This is a genomic window from Streptomyces odontotermitis, assembly GCF_050510915.1.
Classification (GTDB): domain Bacteria; phylum Actinomycetota; class Actinomycetes; order Streptomycetales; family Streptomycetaceae; genus Streptomyces.
Genome location: NZ_JBNJLS010000015.1, coordinates 110,213 through 129,962, shown reverse-complemented (window position 1 = coordinate 129,962; position 19,750 = coordinate 110,213). Strand labels below are relative to the sequence as shown.

The 19,750-nt window shown below is 73.0% G+C and carries 9 protein-coding genes and 2 pseudogenes; 1 reads left to right on the top strand and 10 read right to left on the bottom strand.

What is annotated here, in order from left to right; all coding sequences use genetic code 11:
- Positions 1-42: 42 nt before the first annotated feature.
- From ACQB60_RS32035 to ACQB60_RS32025, 3 genes and pseudogenes are all read right to left on the bottom strand, one after another.
- Positions 43-921, bottom strand: a complete 879-nt coding sequence (locus tag ACQB60_RS32035) for a trypsin-like serine peptidase (protein WP_496929600.1) — start codon at positions 919-921, stop codon at positions 43-45.
- 302 nt (positions 922-1,223) lie between these two features.
- A pseudogene (locus tag ACQB60_RS32030) lies at positions 1,224-1,766 on the bottom strand (helix-turn-helix domain-containing protein); the annotation flags it as partial.
- Positions 1,767-1,995: 229 nt separating this feature from the next.
- The gene (locus tag ACQB60_RS32025; RefSeq protein ID WP_496929599.1) at positions 1,996-3,246 is read right to left on the bottom strand and encodes a serine hydrolase domain-containing protein; all 1,251 of its coding nucleotides are present in this window, start codon (positions 3,244-3,246) and stop codon (positions 1,996-1,998) included.
- Positions 3,247-3,605: 359 nt separating this feature from the next.
- Between ACQB60_RS32025 and ACQB60_RS32020 the strand changes: the two are divergent.
- A pseudogene (locus ACQB60_RS32020) lies at positions 3,606-3,770 on the top strand (IS630 family transposase); the annotation flags it as partial.
- A 7-nt stretch (positions 3,771-3,777) separates the two neighbouring features.
- Here ACQB60_RS32020 and ACQB60_RS32015 read toward each other — a convergent pair.
- The 7 genes from ACQB60_RS32015 to ACQB60_RS31985 form a co-directional block, all read right to left on the bottom strand.
- Positions 3,778-4,152 (bottom strand): hypothetical protein, encoded by a 375-nt coding sequence (locus ACQB60_RS32015; RefSeq protein ID WP_496929598.1) that lies wholly within the window; start codon positions 4,150-4,152, stop codon positions 3,778-3,780.
- 174 nt (positions 4,153-4,326) lie between these two features.
- A complete protein-coding gene (locus tag ACQB60_RS32010; RefSeq protein ID WP_496929597.1) occupies positions 4,327-5,106 on the bottom strand; it encodes a trypsin-like serine peptidase in 780 nt (259 codons plus the stop codon).
- 128 nt (positions 5,107-5,234) lie between these two features.
- On the bottom strand, positions 5,235-6,245 hold the full coding sequence (locus ACQB60_RS32005; RefSeq protein ID WP_496929682.1) for a 3-deoxy-7-phosphoheptulonate synthase: 1,011 nt from the start codon (positions 6,243-6,245) through the stop codon (positions 5,235-5,237).
- Positions 6,246-6,346: 101 nt separating this feature from the next.
- Positions 6,347-7,774 carry an MDR family MFS transporter gene (locus tag ACQB60_RS32000; RefSeq protein WP_496929596.1) on the bottom strand — a complete coding sequence of 476 codons (1,428 nt, stop codon included), beginning with the start codon at positions 7,772-7,774 and terminating at the stop codon, positions 6,347-6,349.
- Complete coding sequence (locus ACQB60_RS31995) at positions 7,771-18,018, bottom strand: amino acid adenylation domain-containing protein (protein ID WP_496929595.1); 10,248 nt, start codon at positions 18,016-18,018, stop codon at positions 7,771-7,773. The genes ACQB60_RS32000 and ACQB60_RS31995 overlap by 4 nt, the downstream gene beginning before the upstream one ends.
- Positions 18,015-18,806, bottom strand: a complete 792-nt coding sequence (locus tag ACQB60_RS31990; RefSeq protein ID WP_496929594.1) for an ABC transporter ATP-binding protein — start codon at positions 18,804-18,806, stop codon at positions 18,015-18,017. Before ACQB60_RS31990 ends, ACQB60_RS31995 begins: the two co-directional genes overlap by 4 nt.
- A complete protein-coding gene (locus ACQB60_RS31985; RefSeq protein ID WP_496929681.1) occupies positions 18,803-19,732 on the bottom strand; it encodes a FecCD family ABC transporter permease in 930 nt (309 codons plus the stop codon). The genes ACQB60_RS31990 and ACQB60_RS31985 overlap by 4 nt, the downstream gene beginning before the upstream one ends.
- Between the last annotated feature and the right edge of the window lie 18 nt (positions 19,733-19,750).

Genomic DNA, 19,750 nt, shown 5'->3' with positions numbered 1-19,750 from the left:
GGCGCCGAAGGCAGCGAAGTCATCGACGGCACCGGAACGCGCCTACAACTGCTCCGCGTGCGCGTGCAGTTCACCTGCCGTCGCGCCCAGGACCTCGCCGTTCATGACTGAGCCGTCCTGCGCCGCGTCGCCGAAACTGTTCACCGACACGAGCTTCCCCCGGCCCGCCTTCGTGTCGAGATCGGCCAGCCAGGGGCCTCCGCTCGACCCGCCCTCCATCGGGCAGCGCACGGTCTGCTTGCCGTCGGGCGCAGCCGTCGTGGTCCCCGTGCAGTACATGAGCTTCTCGCCGCGCTGCTCGCGGCTGTCGGGGTAGCCGAGGACGGTCACCGTGGCGCCGGGCTTGCGGTCGACGGCGAGGGTCTGGCCGCCGACCGCGTCGGTCAGTGACGTGCCGTCCTGCTGGTCCGTCACGACGGCGGCGATGTCGTTCTTCGCGTCGTCCTGCCAGCTGCGCGGCATCACGACCGCGCGCACCGCGAAGGTGCCGTGCGGGTGCTTGCCTTCGTTGTAGCCCGGCACGAAGACCATGTTGCTGTAGTGGTTGTCCGGGGAGGCAGGCAGTTGCACGCAGTGCCCGGCGGTCATCACCGTGGACCGGTTGTGACTGCGGACCGCGGTGGCGGTGCAGTAGGAGTCCTGCCCCTTCTCGTTGGTGAAGAAGAGCCGTCCGACGGTCGTCAGGGCCGGGCCGCGCCAGGGTTTGACCGAGGCCGCGTCGTGCCCGAGTGCGGTGCCGCCGGTGACGTCCCGCATGCGGTCCGCCGTCCAGTACGTGAGGGTCTCGCGGCGCTCGGCCTCGGTGAATGTCACCGTGCTCAGCGGCGCCCCACCGCTCGGTGAGGCGCCGGCGAGCGCGCCCCCTGCTGCGACGGTCACGAGGGACGCCAGGGCAAGCCCGGTGGCCATGGTCCGATGCATGGTCTGCACCTCCTCGCCCATGCGCGGGGCAGCGAGACTGCGGGACTGCGTCAGTGCCCCAAACATCCACGTTAGGCGAGGGCGGGGAGACCTGCCCCTCGAGCCCTTCGAGGCCCTTGAGCTGCCCTTCCCCCCGCACCTCCCGGTCACCGCGCTAGTGCCGCGTCAGGCAGCGTTGGCCCTGTCGACGAAGGCGCGTAGGCGTCGGTCGTCGGCGTGGCGGTTTCGCCAGAGGATGTGGCGGCGGATCGTGCTGCCCTGTTCTTCGTGGTCGGCATGGCCCGTGCCGTCGAGGGTGCAGTTATGACCTCGCCGTCGGCGATCGCGTAAAGGTGTTCGACACGGGCCTTCTTGGCCGCGCAGTCCGGGTCGCGGGAGGACTTCCAGGTCTTCAGGCGTTGAAAGGAGGCACCTTCCTCGCGGAGCAGGATGCGCGGGCCCTCGTGGCTGATGTCGTCGACCACCCCCTCGGCGACCAGGAAGTCCGCCGACTCGGGCAGGCTCCAGGTCGAGAACGGCAGGTCGTACTCGGTCGGCTTGGACTTCGCGATCTTCTTGATCTCGCGCCGCTCGGGCAGCGTGAACGTCTTCGGACGGCCGCCCTTGTACTTCGGATACAGGGAATCGAAGCCGTCCGCATTGACATTGCGGATCACATCCCGGGCCCGGTCCGCGCTGGTGAACGTCACCTCGGCGATCTTCACCACCGGCATCCCTTGTGCGGACAGCAGGACCATCTGGGCCCGCCGCCAGGTCACCACCGACCCGGTGTCCCTGCGGACGATCCGCAGCAGCCGCCGGCCCTCGTCATCATCGATCTCGCGTACGCGAACTCGTTCCGCCACCCGCACACGGTGACTGCCGCACGTCACCCCCGTGCGGCCGCCTGTCCGCTGTGCGGTGGAATATGCACCGCACAGCGGAGCACGACCGCACCGCAGTCGCCGAATCCGTGTCCGCAGCACCCGTCCCCCATGCCCTGCCCCGTCCGGTCCACCGCACCGCTGGTGTACGTGTGCCCGCTCGCGACGCGCGGCGGAAGCGGGGCCAGGCACAAGTGGGGTGCCCACAGGGTCACTTCATCTTGCACAAGGTGGCGTCGACGAGCTGGTCGGTGCGCTTGTTGCGGTCACCCTTGTTCAGGTTGGTGGAGCGCATCACGATGACTCCCTTCTTGCCCTTGCCGAGGAAGCCGTTGGCGTTGAGATGGCCGATGGTGCCCCCGCTGTGGCTCCAGGAGCCGCCGCCGCAGCTGAGCTGCGTCCAGAAGATGCCCAGCCCCGCTCTCTTGACCGCCGCGTCGCCCTCCTGAGGGGTCGGCACCGTCTTCTGCATCTGCGCCAACTGCTTGGGGCCCAGCAACTTGCCGCCGAGCAGACCCTGCCAGAAGCTCGCGAGGTCGTTCGTGGTGGTGACGAGATCGCCCGACGAGCTGGCCGAGGTCATGCTCATCTTGGTGCTCTCGATCAGTTGCCCCCCGGGCTTGAACTGGTGATATCCCTTGGCATGCGGCTGGGGAAGGTCCGTCCGGGTGCCTGCGGAGAACGTGTGCTTGAGGCCGAGGGGTTCGATGATCCGGGAACGCACCTCGTCGCTCCAGTGACGGCCCGTCACCTCCTTGATGATCATTCCGACGAGTATGTAGCCGGTGTTGGAGTAGCTCCAGCCCTTGCCGGGCTCGAAGCTGGGCCGGTCCCGCAGGGCCATGTCGACCAGTTCGCGCGGCTGGTAGCGGTCAAAGCGGTGCTTCTGGAACTGGTCGGCGTCGAGGATGGGCAGGTGAGAGGCGTAGTCGGGCAGGCCGCTGGTGTGCTGAAGCAGCTGGCGCACGGTGATCCGCCTGCCGTCGTTGCCGTTGCCCTTGACCACTCCGGGCAGCCAGCGGTCAACGGTGTCGTCGAGCCGCATGCGGCCTTCGCCGACCAGTTGCAGCACGACGGTCGATACGAAGGTCTTGGTATTGCTGCCTATCCGGAAGTAGCCCTGGCGCGGCATCTGCCGGTCGGTGCCGAGTTCGGCGGTACCGCTGTACACGGAGCTGCGCCCGTGACCGTTCACCAAGGTGGCCTGGGCGCCCACCACTCCGTCGTTGCGGACGATGTCGTCCAGGCCCCGCTGGAGGTCCGTCCGGCCGGTTGCTGCCGGACGGACCTCGGCCTGGGCCGCCCACGCCGTGGACAACGGCATCACCAGCGCCGCCGTGGCGGCGGTCGCCGCCACGGAGCCAAGGGCGAGACGGCGGCGCGTGGAGACGGAGTGGGGGCGGGCGTCACGGTTGCTATGGGCGTCACGGACGTCGCGGACGGAGTTTCGTGGCTGCGTCATGATGGTCACCTCGCATGTCTTGAAGGCCGTTAGACCCACGCAACGCCTTTGCGAACTAGGCGTGTTGTGATGCGGATCGGCCGACCGGACGGTGTGTCCGGCCCAAGATCATTCATCCATGGGGAAGCGATGGGTGGCCATGACGGAGCCCCCCTGGCCGGGGTAAGGAAAACCCCACCCCGCTCATTCCGCGCCCTGCCGGGATCGGGATCACGCACGCTCGCGTATGGATCAACCGGCCGTGCAGCGAACTCCCGCCGCTGCGGCAGCCCGCTCCAGCCCAGCTCTCTGCGCAGTCATGCAGCCTCGGTCTACGCTCTCCTGGTCGTCCACCGCCTTCGCTTCCTGCGCGTACAGGCGTCGAGGCTCGGTTCACCGCCCTGCGCTACTTCACCCTCGACGGTACCGACCACGCCACAGACAACGAGCAGGGCAGCATGATCCGCCGCTACATCATCCGGCCAAACCGCCACGCCGACGACCGGCGCCTACGCGCCGTCGTTGGCAGGGCGAACGTTGCCTGATCCGGCACTAACGACGGTGGTTCTCCCCGTACTCGCGCCACTTCTCGCCCGTCTCCCGGCCCTTGCGCTCGGCTTCACGCCCCGCTTCCCGGCCCTTGCGCTCGGCTTCGCGACCCGCTTCCCGAGCCTTCTCCTCGGCCTCCCGGCCCAGCTCGCGCCCCTTCTTCTCAGCCTCACGAGCCTTCTCCCGCCCCTTCTGCTCGGCCGACTTCGGGGACTCGGACGGCGCCTGAGAAGTGGGCGGGGTGGAGGCAGAGGTGGTGGAGGAGGACGACGGCGGGGGCGACTGCTTCTCCGTCTCCCCCTTGTCGCCGTTGCACGCGGTCAGAGTGAGGGCGCTCGCGGCGAGCAGACCTCCGGCGAGGGCGAAGCGGAACTTCATCGTGCGGGGCTCCCGTGAAGTGGAGAAGGGAAACAAGAGAGCCGTCCACGCGGAGGCGCGGAACGGCACTGCACCACCCTCACCCAAGATCCACACTGGCCGGCGCGGCAGAGGACCTGGATCACCGGGACTTTCGTCACCCTCCTCTTCCCTCCTTCGTCGCCCTCTCCCCCGCTACCGCCCCGCCGTCGCCACCGCCCGCTCGTACAGCTTTCGGGTCGAGGCGCTCAGGACCGGGCTGTACGACACCGCGGCCGTGTCCCCGCCGCCCTCGTGGCCGCCGATGAGCCCGACGACGCGGCCGTCGGTGTCCACCCACGGGCTGCCGCTGGTTCCGGTGGCGAAGTCGGCGCAGGCGATGCGCAGTTGGCTCGCTCCGTACGCGGTGGGGATGTTGAGGCAGGTCAGCGGAGTCTCCGAAGTGCCGGGGTAGCCCGTGACACGGACCGGGCCGCCGGTGGCGGTGGCGCCCGTGGCCAGCGGGTGGGCGCCGACCACGTCCTGCACCTGGCGGGCGCCGCGCGCCTCGACGACGGCGAAGGCCACGTCGTGGTCCTCGTCCTGCTCCGCGCTCCAGCGGTCGTCGACGGCCACGGAGGTGATCCTCCAGATGCCGTACGGCGCCGCTCCCTCGTGGTAGCCGGGGACGAACACCAGGTCGTCGGTCTCCCCGTCCAGGCAGTGCGCCGCGGTCATGATGACGTTGCCGTCCGGGCTGTCCACGACGCTCGCGGTGCAGAAGTGCCCGCCGTCGAGGTCCTCACGGACGAGCACACCCACCGCGGCGGTGGCGGTCGTGTCGCGGACGGGCCGGGACGTCCCGTACGTCGAGGGGTCCTGCCCGCCCGCGAAGGCCGCACCCGTGCCGAGTCCGGCGAGGGCCAGCGCGGAGAGGGTCACGGCCGTGCCGCGGTAGAGGTGACGCGTGGTGCGGGTGAGGGGAGTCGCGGGCATGGACACAGCTCCTTACTGCCAGAGGGCCGGTGGCGGCAGGAGAACCACTTGCTTCATCAGCAAGATCACCCCCTTTCCTGAGAGCGGGATAAGAGTCTGCTGAGGGGCCCCTGTGAAACGCGGTGCCGCTATCTGCGGCGCGCCGCCAGGGCGAGGGTGTCGAGCAGCGGGGCGGTGCGGTGCCAGCCGAGGCAGGCGTCGGTGACGCTGAGGTCGGGGCGGAGCGTCGCAGCCGAGGGGTCCTGTCTGCCGTCGGACAGGAAGGACTCGATCATGACGCCGGCCAGCGCGGGGGCTCCGTCGCGGAGTTGCTGGGCCAGGTCGGCGATGACGGCGGGCTGGCGGTTGTGGTCCTTGCCGCTGTTGCCGTGCGATGCGTCGACGACGAGGCGCTCGGGGAGGCCGGCCGCCGCGAGGGCCGAGCATGCCTGCGCCACGCTCGCCCGGTCGTAGTTGGGGGTGGGGCCGCCGCGGAGCACCAGGTGGGTGTCGGGGTTGCCGGTGCTGTGGAGGGTGGTGAGACGGCCGTCGGTGGAGATGGCGGGGACGGTGTGGGGGTGGGCGGCGGCCTGGATGGCGGCGATGGCGGTGTCGGTGCTGCCGGACACGCAGTTCTTCATGCCGACCGGCATGGGGAGCCAGGAGGCGAGGTGGCGGTGGGGCTGGCTGGCGACGGTGCGTGCGCCGATGGCGGCCCAGGACACCGTGTCGGCCACGTACGGGGCGAGGGCCGGATCGACGAACTCGTAGGCGAGGGGCAGGCCCGTGGCGGCGGCCTCGGTCAGGAAGGACCTGCCGAGGCTCAGACCGGTGGCCAGGTCCGCCTTGCCGTCGAGTGTGGGGGTGGTGAGCAGGCCGGTCCAGCCGGTGACCGTGCGGGGCTTCTCCAGGTACGCGCGCAGGACGATGACCAGGTCGTCCGCGAGGCGTTCGGCGGCGCCCGCGAGCAGGGCGGCGTACTCGAGTGCGGCCGCGGTGTCGTGGACCGAGCAGGGGCCGACGACCACGAGCAGGCGGGGATCCCGGCCCGCGAGGACGGCGGCGACGGTGTCGCGGTGGTGGGCCACTGCCTCGGCGGTGGCCGGGGGCAGGGGGTGGGCCGTGGCGAGCTCGGCGGGGGTGGGCAGCGGATAGTTCATGGCGTGCGGCGGGTGGTTCGTGGCATGCGCCGGGTGGTTCGTGGCGCGCGGCGGATGGTTCATGACGTGCGGCGGGTGGTTCATGACGTGCGGCGGGTGGTTCATGACGTCCTGACGTGAGTTCTGGGGAGCCTCGTGGCTCCGGCGGCGGCGAGCAGGCAGAAGACGAGCACCCACCAGAAGGTGTCGGCGAAGGCGGCGGAGATGCCGGGGCCGGAGAGGTCCGGGCCGCGGGCGGCCAGCCGGTTCTGCAGGACCACGGCGAGGGCCGCGGTGCCCAGCGAACCGCCCACGGTGTTGAGGAGGTTGAGCGCTCCGGCGGCGCGGGGGATCTCGGCGGGTGCGATGCGGCTGTAGACGATGTTCATGACGGGTGCGCCGATCATGGCCATGCCGATGCCCCGGACGGCGAGCGACGCGGCGATGGCGAGGTTCGGCAGCTGGTGGCCGAGTTGGGTGAACGGGACCGTGCCCACGAAGATCAGCGCGATGCCGGTGACCACCAGCGTGCGGGGCGCGACCTTGTCGATGGTGCGGTTCACCAGGACCGAACCGGCCGCCGCGCCGAGCCCCTGCGGCGCGAGCAGCAGGCCGGCCTCCCACGCCGAAAGGCCGCGCCCCGTCTGGAAGTACAGCGGCAGCAGGAACATCGTGCCGAACACCGACGCGCCCAGGACCAGCAGCGCGAGGGCGGCCGCGCCGAAGGGCGGCCGGGCGAAGAGGCGCGGGTCGACCAGCGGGGTGTGGCGCGTGCGAAGGCCGTGTGCGGTGAACGCGGCCAGCATCGCCAGGCCGCCCGCGATGCCGACCGCCGCCGGAAGGGTACGGCCGTGGGAGACCTCGGTCAGGCCGAAGACCAGCACGGCCAGGCCGGGTGAGAGCAGCGCGGCGCCGCGTCGGTCGAAGGGCGTGCGCCGCGGCGCCGACGGCACGGCGGGGACGTAGCGGCGGGCGAGCAGGATCGCGGCCGCGCCGATCGGCAGGTTGACCAGGAACAGCCACGGCCAGGGCGCCGCACCGAGGATGGCGCCGCCGACCAGTGGGCCGAGCACCGGTGACAGGAGCGGGACGACCGAGACGACGCTGATCACCCGCCCGGTGCGCTCGCGTCCCGCGATGCGGGCCAGCAGCGCCTGCCCGGTCGCGGGGAGCAGCCCGCCGCCGAGGCCCTGCAGCACCCGGAACACGATGAGGCTGGTCGCCGACCAGGCCAGGGCGCACAGCAGCGAGCCGAGCAGGAACACGCCCACGGCGACGAGCCAGGTGCGGCGGCCGCCGAAGCGGTCGGCCAGCCAGCCGGACGCGGGCACGGCGGCCACGACGGCCAGCAGGTAGGCGGTGGACACCCATTGGATCTCGGTGACGGAGGCGCCGAACTCCTGGGACAGGGTGTCGATCCCGACGCTGACGATGGTGGCGTCGACCGTGGCCATGAAGGTGCCGAGCACGAGGATGAACGCGATCCGCAGCAGCGGCAGGTCCACCCGTGCGTCCGCCCGCTCGTCCGGCGGCGCGGTCTTGTCGCTCACGGGTGCTCCAGGAGGTCGCGGACGTCGTCGTCGAGGTGGCTGCCGAGCGTGCGGAGCAGGTCGTGCAGTTCGGCGGCGAGTCCGTCGACGTCGGCTCCCGGCCGGTGGGCGAGCACACCGGTCCAGCCGTCGCCGTCCGGCATGACCGTCAGGGTCACCGGGTGGTGGGTGGCTTCGCGGAAGCGGGTGCCGACGACCGTGAGGCCGGGGGCCGGTTCGCGCAGCCGGTCCGGGTCGACCGGGTAGTTCTCGAACACCACGAGGCTGTCGAACAGCCGTCGGCGGCCGGTGAGTTGCTCCAGGTCGGTGAGGGCGACGTGGTGGTGCTCGACCAGCTCGCGCTGGCGGGCCTGCAGGTCCGCGAGCGTCTCGGCGAGCGTGCCGTCAAGCCGCACCCGTACGGGAACGGTGTTGGCCAGCAGGCCGATGATCTCCTCGACGCCCGCCAGCTCCGGCGGACGGCAGGCGACCATCGCGCCGAAACAGACGTCCGCGCGGCCGGAGCGCCGGGCGAGCAGCACCGACCAGGCGCCCTGCACCAGCGTGTTGAGCGTCAGGCCGCGCCGTGCGGCGAGGTCGGTCAGGCCGTTCACGAGGGCCGCGTCGAACGTGATGAGCTCGGGCTGCTGCCAGGCCGGGCCCAGGTCGGCGGCGCCCACCAAGTGGTCGCCCTCGGGCAGGCCGTCCAACTCGGCGGCCCACTCCCCCAGTTCGGGCTCGTGCTGGGCACGCCAGTTCAGGTAGTCGGCGAACGGCACCGGCGCGGGCAGGTCCGCCTTCTCGCCCTGGAGGCGTGCGGTGTAGAGGGTGAACAGCTCGCTGAGGATGCGCGGGGCCGACCACCCGTCGGACAGCACGTGGTGCGTGGTGAGGACCAGGTCGGCGAGTGCGTCGCCGCGGCGGATGACGGTCAGCCGCACGAGCGGGCCCTCGGCCAGGTCGAACGGCTCGGCCAGGTCCGCCGCGAGGACCTCTTCGGCGGGGCGGTCGGACACCCGGAAGTCCGGCCGGGGCGAGGCGGGGATCACCGCCAGACCGGCGGGGAACACGGCGCCCAGGTTCGGGTGACGGTCCAGCAGGTCGGCGCCCGCGGCGCGCAGGGCGTCGACGTCCAGCCGACCCGCGAGGGAGAACGTCGACTGCACGGTGTACGGGTCGGGTTGTTCGGTGCGCGAGTGCCGCAGCATCACTTCCTGGAGCGGGGTGAGCGGCTGCACGTCGGCGACCGGGCGGCCGTCGTGGAGCGCGCTGATCTCGGGGTCGGCGGCGGTGCGCCGCAGCGCGGTCCGCAGCTGCCCGGCGAGCTCCTCGATCTCGGCGGTGGTGAACAGTGCCGACGGCCAGGTGAGCCGGATCCCGAGCGTGTCGTCGCGGACCAGGGCGTTGACCATCAGGCTGTGCGGGAGCGGCAGTTGACCGGTGCCGCCGGAGCCGAGCGGGTCGGCGTCCGGGGGTGCCTGCCACGGCGTCTCCTCGGCCGGGGCGCCGGGGAACCGGCCCAGGTAGTTCCAGGCGACTTCGGGCCGCGCGGGGTCCAGGAGGCCCGCCGTGGTGAGGATGCCGTGGCCGAGTCCGTCGCCCTGGGCGCGCAGCCGCTGCCCCACCGCCTTCACGTCGTCGCGCGCGTCGAGGCGTACGGGGTGGACGGCGGTGAACCAGCCGACGGTCTGGGACAGGTCGACGTGGCTCGGGCGGCCGTGGCTCTCCAGTGCGACCAGGAGCTCCGGCGCGCCGCGCCAGTCCCGTACCGCCTGGGCGAGCGCCGTGAGCAGCACGGCGTCCGGCGTGGTGCGGTGGGCGGCGGGCAGCGTCGTGATCAGGGCGCGGGTCGTGTCGGCGTCGAGCCGGAGCTCGTGGTGGACGGCGGTGGCCGCGGTGTCCCGGGTGGGGTCGAGCGGCCCGGTGAGCGCCGGGGTGGCGGTCATCCGCTGCCAGTGCGGCAGTTCGGCCCGCCTGTCGGCGTCGCGCAGGGACCGCGCCCAGCCGAGGAACGACTGGCCGTGCCGGGCCAGGGTCCCGCCGCAGTGGGCGTGCTCCACGTCGTCGAGGAGGACGCGCCAGGACACCCCGTCGACGACCAAGTGGTGTGCGATCAGGACGAGTCTGCCGGGCCGGTCGGGTCCCGCGTCCACCCAGACGGCGCGCAGCAGCGGACCGGTGCGCGGGTCCATCGCCGCGCGGGCGGCGGCTACGTGGCGGTCGACCAAGGCGCGGAGACCGTCCTCCTCCGGTGCGCCGGGCTCGTCCGTCCCCCTCGCACCGGGACCGTCCGCCGCTCGTACGCCGGGCTCAGCCATCCCCCGCACGCCAGGCTCGTCCCCCGCTCGTACGCAGGTGAGCACATCAGCTCCCGTCACAGCGCCGATCGGCGGGACGCGCAGGGCATCGTCGACCAACCGGGCCCGCAGCACGTCGTGCCGGGCGAGGACCGCGTCCAGCACGCCCCGCCAGGACGCCTCGTCGCCGCCGGGCGGCACGCAGATCTCCACCCACTGGCAGAATCCGTCCGCGGCCGTGCCGGCGCGGCGCAGCAGGTCCCGCATGATCGGCGTGAGCGGCGCGTCACCGACCGCGGGTGCCTCGCCGGTGTCCAGGGCGCGGGCGCGCGCCGCTATCCCCGCGACCGTCTCGCCCTCGAACACGTCGCGCGCGGTCAGGCCGAGACCTCGGCGCCGGGCCCGCGACACGACCTGCAGCGAGACGATGCTGTCGCCGCCGATCGTGAAGAAGGCGTCGTCGAGGCCGATCTCGTCGGTGCCGAGGACGTCCCGGAACACGCCGAGCAGCACGGCTTCGGCGTCGGACGCGGGCGCCCGGCGTGCGGCGGTCGCGGTCTCGGGGGCGGGCAGGGCCGCGGCGTCGAGCTTGCCGCTGGGGCTCAGCGGCAGCCGGTCGATCGGTACGAGGGCTGTCGGCACCATGTGGTCGGGGAGTTCCTCGGCCACGTACGCGCGGAGCTGTGCGGTGTCCAGGTCGGCGCCGTCGGTGGGGATGACGTAGCCGACGAGTCTGCCGTCGCACACGAGGACGGCGGCGGCACGGACGGCGGGGTGGCGGGTGAGGGTGGACTCGATCTCGCCCAGCTCGACCCGGAAGCCGCGGACCTTGACCTGGTGGTCGACGCGGCCCAGGAACACCATCTGGCCGTCCGGCCGCCAGCGCACCAAGTCGCCCGTGCGGTACATGCGTTCGCCGGGTGCGCCGTACGGGTCGGCGACGAAGCGCTCGGCCGTCAGGGCGGGACGGCCGAGGTAGCCGCGGGCCAGGCTGGGACCGCCGAGGTACAGCTCGCCCGTGACGCCGGCGCCGACGGGCTGGAGCCCGCCGTCCAGGACGTAGGCGCGGACGTTCGGGTCGGGGCGGCCGATCGGCAGCGGTCCCTGGTCGTCCGGGTCGTAGCGCCAGGTCAGGGAGTTGATGGTGACCTCGGTGGGGCCGTAGGCGTTGAAGAGCGCCGTGCGGCCGCGCCCCCAGCGGTGCGCCAGCTCGGGGTCGAGGCGCTCGGCGCCGACGACGAAGAACACGTCGGAGGGGACCGTGCGGTCGTCCGGCATCGCGGCCAGGAACGACGGCAGCAGGTTCACCCCGGTCACCCGGTGCTCGGCGATGTAGTCGAGGAGTTCGTCGCCGGGGACGCGCACTTCCTCGGGTGCGATCACGGACGTGCCGCCGGACAGCAGCGGGACCATGGTCTGCCAGAACGCGACGTCGAAGCTCGTCGACGCGAAGTGCAGGTACCGGTCGTGCTCGGTGACCCCGACGACCTCCTCCTGCAGCGCGATCAGGTCGGGCACGCCGCGATGGGTCACGCCGACGCCCTTGGGCCGCCCGGTGGTGCCGGACGTGTAGATGACGTACGCGAGCGCGTCGTCGGTGAGCTTCGCGCGCGCCTCGGCCGGGTCGGTGTCGGATACGGAGGCGAGCGTCGCCGGGTCGTCGAGGCGCAGCACCGGGATGTCGCGCGCGCAGGGCACGTCGGCGCCGGTGGTCAGGGCGACGGCAGGGGCGATGTCGTCGAGCATGTACGCGAGCCGGTCGCGCGGGTAGCTGGGGTCAAGGGGTACGTACACCGCGCCCGCCTTGGCCACGCCGAACAGGGCTACGGTCATCTCGACGTCGCGTCCGAGGAGGACCGCGACCGGGTCCTGCGGCCGTACTCCGTGTTCGATCAGGGCGTGTGCGAGCCGGTTGGCCTGCCGGTCGAGTTCGGCGTAGCTGAGGCTGCGGTCGCGGCAGACCAGGGCCTCGGCGTCGGGCTTGCGGCGCACCCAGGCGTCGAACTCCGCGAGCCAGTGGCCGCGTTCCTTGGCGGGCACGACCTCGGTGCCGGTGCGCAGCATCCGCTTCCGCTCCTCGGCGTCGAGGCAGGGGATGCGGAGCGCGGGCCGTGCCGGGTCCTCGACGAGCTCCTTCAGGAGGGTGTGCAGCCAGCGGCCGTAGTCGCGGACTGTCTCCTCGGCGAAGGCGTGCGGCTGGTAGCCGAGTCCGATGGTGATCTCGTCGTCGGGGATGACGATGACGGTCAGCGCGTAGTGGGTGGCGTCGGTGATGTCCACGCCGGTCAGGTCGAGTCCGGGGGCGAGCGGGGTGCGCCTGCGGCTGGAGAGCGGGAAGTTCTCCATCACCAGCATGGTGTCGAAGAGTTCACCGACGCCCACCGCGCGCTGGATCTCGGGCAGGCCGACGTGGTGGTGGTCGGCCAGTGCCACGCTCTCGGCGTGCACGTCGGCCATCAGGTCGCGCGCGGTCTGGTCCTGGGTGTGCCGGACGCGCACCGGGATGGTGGTGCCGAGCTGGCCGATCATCGACTCCACGCCGTCGACCTCGGCGGGACGGCCGGACACCGGGCAGCCGAACACGACGTCGCGGCGCCCGGTGAGCCGGCCGAGGAGGAGGCCCCAGGCGGTCTGGAGGACGGTGGTCAGGGTGACGCCCTGCTCGCGTGCGAACGCGCGCAGCCGGTCGCTGAACTCCTGGCCGAGTCCGACGCTCACGCGGCCCGGCCGCTCGACGCCGGTCGCGGTGGTCGCGGGTGCCAGGCGCGTCGCGTCGTCGACACCCGCGAGCGCCCGCTGCCACGCGCCGAGGGCCGCCTTGTGGTCCCGGGCGGCCAGCCAGTGGAAGTACTGGGACAGGGGCGGGGCGACGGGTGCGGCGGGGCCGCCGCCCAGTTCGGCGTAGAGCGCGAGCAGGGTGCGGCCGACCAGCGGCATCGACCAACCGTCCAGCAGGGCATGGTGATTGGTGATCACCAGCTTGTGCTCGGCCGGGCCGACGCGGGACAGCAGGAAGCGGATCAGCGGGGGCCTGGCCAGGTCGAAGGGGCGCTCCAGCTCGCTGCGGACGGCCTCCTCGAAGTGGTCGTCCCGGCGCCAGTCCAGGGCGACGTCGGCGGGGATCACCTGCACCACCTCGTCCCCGGCGGTGCCGAGGTACACGCGCAACGCCGGGTGCCGGCGCAGCAGTTCGCGTGCGGCCTCGGCCATGCGGTCCGGGTCGAGGTCGCCGGCGAGGGTGGTCACGGCCTGGACGACGTAGACGTCGGTGTCCTGGTCGTCGCGGACCAGGGTGTGGAAGGAGAGGCCGACCTGGAGCGGGGTGGCGGGCAGGACGTCGGCGATACGGCCGGTGTGGCCCGTGCTCTCAAGGGCGTCGATCGCGCTCTGGTCGAGGTCGACCAGCGGCAGGTCTGAGGGGGTGAGCCCGCCCTCGGTGTGGCGGGCGTGCTCGGCCAGCGTCTCAAGGGCCGTGGCCCAGGCGTTCTGCAGGGCGGCCACGGCGTCGGCGGGGAGCACCCGGGTCGCGGCGGTCCACTCGACGGCGAGCCGCGGGGCGCCCTCCTCGTGCACGAAACAGTTGAGGGCGAGGACCTGTTCGAGGGCCTTGGCGTCGGGCTCGACGACGGAGAAGGCGTCGCGCTCCGGCAGCCGCCAGCCCTCGGCGGGCCGCGCGGCGAAGCGGCCCAGGTAGTTCAGGAGGACGTCCGGCGGCGGTGCCGACGTGAACTCCGCGTCGACCGCCGGGTCCAGGGAGCGCAGCACGCCGTAGCCGATGCCGCCGTCCGGGACGCCGCGGCGGGCCTCCTTGGCCGCGCGCAGCACCTTTCCGACGTCGCCGACGGAGGGCACGCGCACCGGGTACTCGCTGGTGAACCAGCCGACCGTACGGGCGAGATCGAGGTGTTCGCGGCCGTGGCCCTCCATCGTGACGGTCGTCGCGTCCGTGACGGTCGTCGCGTCGCCGCCGAGGCCCCCCTCGCGCAGGGCGAGCACGAGCGCGGCGAGCAGCACCTCGTCGACGCCGGCGCGGTAGGCCGCGGGCAGAGTGGTCAGCAGCGCTTCGGTGACCTCGGCACTGGCCACGGTGACCGAGCGGTGGGCGGTGGCGACCGTGTCCTGCTGGGGGTCGAGGGGGCGGGCGCCGAGACGGGTCGCACCGCTCAACGCCGTGCGCCAGTGGTCGAGTTCGCCCCTGCGCGCGCCGGATGCGCCCTGCTCGGCGAGGAGCAGCGCGTGCCGCCGCCAGGACGTGCCGACCGGGTCGAGCGTGCCGCCGGTGCAGGCGGTGTGCAGGTCGGGCAGCAGGACGCGCCAGGAGACGCCGTCCATGGCGAGGTGGTGCACGACGAGGACCAGACGGTCGGGGGTGTCGTCGCCGGCCCTCACCAGGGTGACGCGCAGCAAGTCCCCTGAGCGCGGGTCGAGTTCGGCGGCGAGGCGCTCGGCCAGTTCGGTCACGTCCTCGCCGTGTGCCTCGTTGACGTGCACCTCGTTGACGACGGCCCGCACCGCCCCGCGGGGCAGCACCTCCAGGCGGCCCTCGTCCACGCGCAGCCGCAGCGCGTCGTGGTGGTCGAGCACGGCCTGGACGCCCTCGGCCAGGTCGGCGTGGGCGAGTTCGTCGACGCGCAGGGCGGTCCACTGCGCGTATCCGGCGACGGTGTCGACGTCCGGGTGCGGATCGAGCAGGGCGCGCACGATGGGCGGCGCGGGCACGGGCCCGGTCGGGTCGTCGACGGGCTGGACGGCGCCCTCGACCACCTCGGCGGCGGCCGCGAGCGAGGCGAAGCTGCGGCGCGCCAGGAGGTCGCGCGGGCGCAGCTCGAAGCCCTTGGCGCGCAGCCTGCTGCTGACGGTGATCGCGGTGATGCTGTCGCCGCCGAGGGCGAAGAAGTCGTCGTCCACGCCGATCTGTTCGGCCTCGAAGACCTCGGCGAGGACGGCGCACAGCAGCCGTTCGCCTTCGGTGCTCGGGGCCCGGCCGCCGCCGGAGGCCGAGGCGGGCGCGGGCAGGGCGGCGCGGTCGAGCTTGCCGTTGGGCGTGAGCGGAAGCGCGTCGAGGACCACGACGGCGGCGGGCACCATGTGTTCGGGCAGCCGCGCGGCCAGTTGGGCACGCACCTCTTCCCCGGTGACGGTGACCGAGGTGGACACCACGTACCCGATCAGCCGGGTGGAGCGCACCACGGCGGCCGCGGCGCTGACGCCGGGCACGGCGCCGAGCGCGGCCTCGACCTCGCCGGTCTCCACCCGGTGGCCGCGGATCTTCAGCTGTCCGTCGCCCCGGCCCAGGTATTCCAGGCCGCGTCCGGGCACCCACCGGGCGAGGTCGCCGGTGCGGTACATCCGCTCCCCCGGCGCGCCGAACGGGTCGGCGACGAAGCGTTCGGCGCTGGCCCCGGGCCGGCCGAGGTAGCCGCGGGCCAGGTGCGGCCCGGCCAGGTACAGTTCGCCCGCCGTGCCGTGCGGCACCGGCTGGAGCGCGCCGTCGAGGAGGCGGATGCGGGTGCCGGCGAGGGGGTGGCCGATGGTCGGCTCGTCGCCGTCGATCCGTCCGGTGGTGCTGGTCACCGTGGCCTCGGTCGGCCCGTACATGTTCCGCGCGGTGATTCCCGCGTCGGCGACGCGCCGCCACAGCGCGGGCGGGGTGGCCTCGCCTCCCAGGACGAGGAGTGCGGGCCGCAGGTCGAGGAGGCCGCCGTCGATGAGGGGGGCGGCCATCGACGGCGTGGTGTCCACGATGTCGATACGGTCGCGGGCGAACGCGGCGAGCAGTGCGTCCGCGTCGCGGGTGGTCTCGGCGTCGTACACGTGCAGTTCGTGGCCGCACAGCAGCCACACCAGGTGCTCGAAGGCGGAGTCGAAGGCGAACGAGTAGGTGTGGGCGGCGCGCAGCCGTCTGCCCGTGGCTCCCTCGGTCTCCGCCACGACCGTGGAGCGCTGGTGGTGCAGGAGGGCGGCGAGTGCGCCGACCCGGCCGAGCACGCCCTTGGGGCGGCCGGTCGACCCGGAGGTGTGGATGACGTAGGCGAGGTGCTCGGGGTGGCGGGGCGCGGCGAGTTCGTCGGCCGTCAGGGGCGCACCGGACAGTGCGGCGGCCTCGTCGAGGAGGGTTGCCCAGGGCAGCACGGCGACGGGAGCGCCGGTGCCCTCCGGTCCGGCGACGGGAGAGCCAGCGCTCTCCGAAGCGTCAGTCAGCACCAGCGCCGGTCGGGTGTCCTCGATCAACTCCCGCAGCCGCTCCGGCGGGTGGGCCGCGTCCAGGGGGAGGAACGCGGCGCCCGCGTCCATGACCGCGAGGAGGGCGACCACCGAGTCGGCCGAGCGCGGCAGCGCCAGGGCCACGACGTCGTCGGCCCCGATGCCGCGGGCGCGCAGCGCGCGGGCGAGGCGGTGCACGCGGGCCGCCAGGTCCGCGGCGCTGAGCCGGTCGCCGCCGCACACGAGGGCGGTGTGCGCGGGGTCGGCGGCGGCCATCGCGTCGAGGGCGGTCGGTACGTCCACCGGCGTGCCGGGGACGGCGGGCGGCGCCCAGTCCGCGAGGAGCCGCCGCGCGTCGCCGGCCAGGGGGACCTGTGCCACGGGCGAGCCGTCGGTCAGCCCGGCCAACAGGGTGCGGAATCCGTACAGTTGGCCGTCGACCATGGCCTGGTCGTTGGTACGGGCGTCGACCTCGAAGCCGAGGAGGAGGCCGCCGTCGCGGGTCGGCAGGACGCTCAGGCCCATGTCCTCCGGCGGCCCGCCCGCGACGTTGCGCATCGTGCCGTGCGCTCCGGCGAAGTCGAGCGCCAGGTCGAACGCCTTGAGGTTGATGCCGCGTCCGTGCAGCAGCGCGCCCGCGCCGGGCACGCCCAGGGCGCGCGGCAGGTCCTCGCCCCGGTAGCGCTGGTGGTCGCGCATCTCCTTCATCGCTGCGGCGACCCGGCGGCTGAGCTCCCCCAGGTCGTCGCCGCCGCGGACGGTCACCCGCAGGGGCAGCACGTTGACGGCCATGGCGGGGGTGCGCAGCTCGGTAGAGCCGGTCCGGCACATCAGCGGCAGCGCGAACACCACGTCGGTGCGGCCGAGGACGCGGTGCAGGAACGCGGCGTACCCGGCGATGAGCGCTTCGCCCCACGTGACGCCCGCCCGGTCGGCGAACTCCCGCAGCCGGGCCAGCTCTTCGGGCGGCAGGACGGCGCGGGCGGTCAGGGTGTGCTGGGGCGGCCCCGCGGCCGTGGCGTCGTCGCCGAGGTCGGGCAGCGGTGTGAAGCGCTCCACCCAGTACGCGCGGTCCTCGGCGCATCGGTCACTGGCGCGGTAGTCGCGGTCGGCGGCGACGAGGCCGGCGAAGGTACCGAAGGGCGATCGCGGGGGTTCGGTTCCGCGCACGAGGGCGGTGTAGCGGGCCGCGGTGCGGCGGGCGAGCATCGCGGCGGTGTAGCCGTCGAAGACGAGGTGGTGGCCGAGCTGCGTGTACCAGACCTCGCGGTCGGAGAGGCGGATGACGGTGCGTGCGTACAGCGGCCGTTCCACCATGCCCCGGCATGCCTCGCCGACCCGGGCCCGCTCGGCGTCGACGAGCGCGTGCGCGGCGGCCACCGGGTCGGCCGCGCCGCTGACGTCGACCACCGGGGGCGGCTCGACCGGTTCGTCACTGACCCACTGCCGCGGCCCGTCGGGGGTGTCGTGCACCCGCAACCGCAGCGTCTCGGCCTCTTCGGTGGTCGCCCGGACCGCCTCGGCCAGCGCGTCCACGTCCACCGGTTCGTCGCCGGATATCTCCACCACGTCGCCGACCACGTAGTACGGCGAGTCGGGTTCGAGGCGCTGCGCGTTCCAGATCCCGAGCTGGGCGCCGGTCAGGGCGAGCGGTGCGGGCGCGGGCACCTCGACGGGCAGTCCGTGCGCGGACACGTCGACGGGGAGTCCGTGCGCGGACACGTCGTCGGGCAGTCCGTCCGGGGACACGCTTGCGGTGCTCAACTCACTTCTCCTTGCAGGGTGGGGACGACCATCGGCGTGCCCGTCACGGGGTCGGGGATGATGACGTTCGGCAGGTCGAAGACGTCCTTGATCAGCGCGGCGTCGACGATGTCCGTCGGGTCGCCCTCGGCGGCCACGCGGCCGTCCTTCATGGCGACCAGGTGGTCGGCGAAGCGGCACGCCTGGTTGATGTCGTGCAGGACGGCGATGACCGTGCGGCCCCTGTCTCTCAACGCGGCCAGCAGGCCGAGCAGTTGGTACTGGTGGGTGATGTCCAGGAAGGACGTCGGTTCGTCGAGCAGCAGGCAGGGCGTCTCCTGGGCGAGCACCATGGCCATCCACACCCGTTGCCGCTGTCCGCCGGAGAGTTCCTGTACGGGCCGGTCGGCGAGGTCGGTGACGCCTGCGGAGTCCATCGCCTCGGCGACGGCGTCCTCGTCGTGCTTCGACCACAGGGCCAGGAGCGACTGGTGCGGGAAGCGGCCCCGGCCCACCAGTTGGCGGACCTTGATGTCGTCGGGGGCCTGCGGGTCCTGGGGCAGGAAGCCGAGCTGCTTGGCCAGTGCCTTGGGCGGGTAGGCGGCCACGTCCCGGCCGTCGAGCCGCACCTGCCCGGTGTCGGGGCGCAGCAGCCGGACCAGGGCGCGCAACAGGGTCGACTTTCCGCACCCGTTGGGCCCGACGATGGCGGTGAACGCGCCGTCGGGGACGTCGAGGCTCAGCCGCGTGGACACCACCCGGTCTCCGTAGCGCAGGGTGATCTCCCGCGCGGTCAGGCGTGCGGTCACGCGCGCCCCACCTCCTTGGTCAGCAGCCAGATCAGGTAGCAGCCGCCGATCGCGGTGCTCACCACGCCGACGGGCAGGGCCACGGGGGCGAGGAGCATCTGCGCGACGAGGTCGGCGCCTTGGAGCAGCACCGCACCGGTCAGCGCGGCCGGGAGCAGCGGCACTCCGGCGGCGCCCGCGAGCCGTCGGCCGATCTGCGGGGCGGCGAGGGCGATGAACGCGATCGGCCCGGCCACCGCGGTCACCGTCGCCGTGCAGCCGACGCCGACGAGGACCATGAGGAGCCGCAGCCGGTCGAGGCCGACTCCGCTGGTCACCGCGATCGCGTCGCCGAGGGACGCCTGGTGCATGGCGTGCGCCCGCGTGGCCATCAGGGCGCACAGCACGCCGATCACCGTGAACGGGATCCCGAGGTCGTCCCAGCCGACGCCGTTGAGCGAGCCCGCGCTCCAGCCGACGGCGGCGATCGCCACCTCCAGGTCGGCGCGGAGCACGATCCACGAATTGAGCGCCGTCACCATCGCGTTGACCGCGATGCCGATCACCACGAGGCGCAGCCCGGAGAAGCCCCGGTCGTACGACAGCAGATAGATGACGGCCGCGACGACGAGTCCGCCGAGCACCGAGCCGACGGCCAGCTGCGCGGACGTGCCCGACAGGACGGTGATCGCGACGAGGGCCCCGGTGTAGGCGCCGGCGTCGAGGCCGATGACGTCCGGGCTGCCCATCGGGTTGCGGGTGAGGTTCTGGAAGAGGGCTCCGGCCACGCCGAGCGCGGCGCCGAAGACGAGGGCGGCGAGGACCCGCGGCATCCGCCAGTCCCAGATCACCACGGAGGGTTTCGCCCCGCTCAGCACGGCGAACACCTCGCGCGGAGTGGACCAGGACGTGCCGTAGCAGAGCCCGGTCAGGCCCAGGGCGAGCATCAGGGCGACCAGCACCAC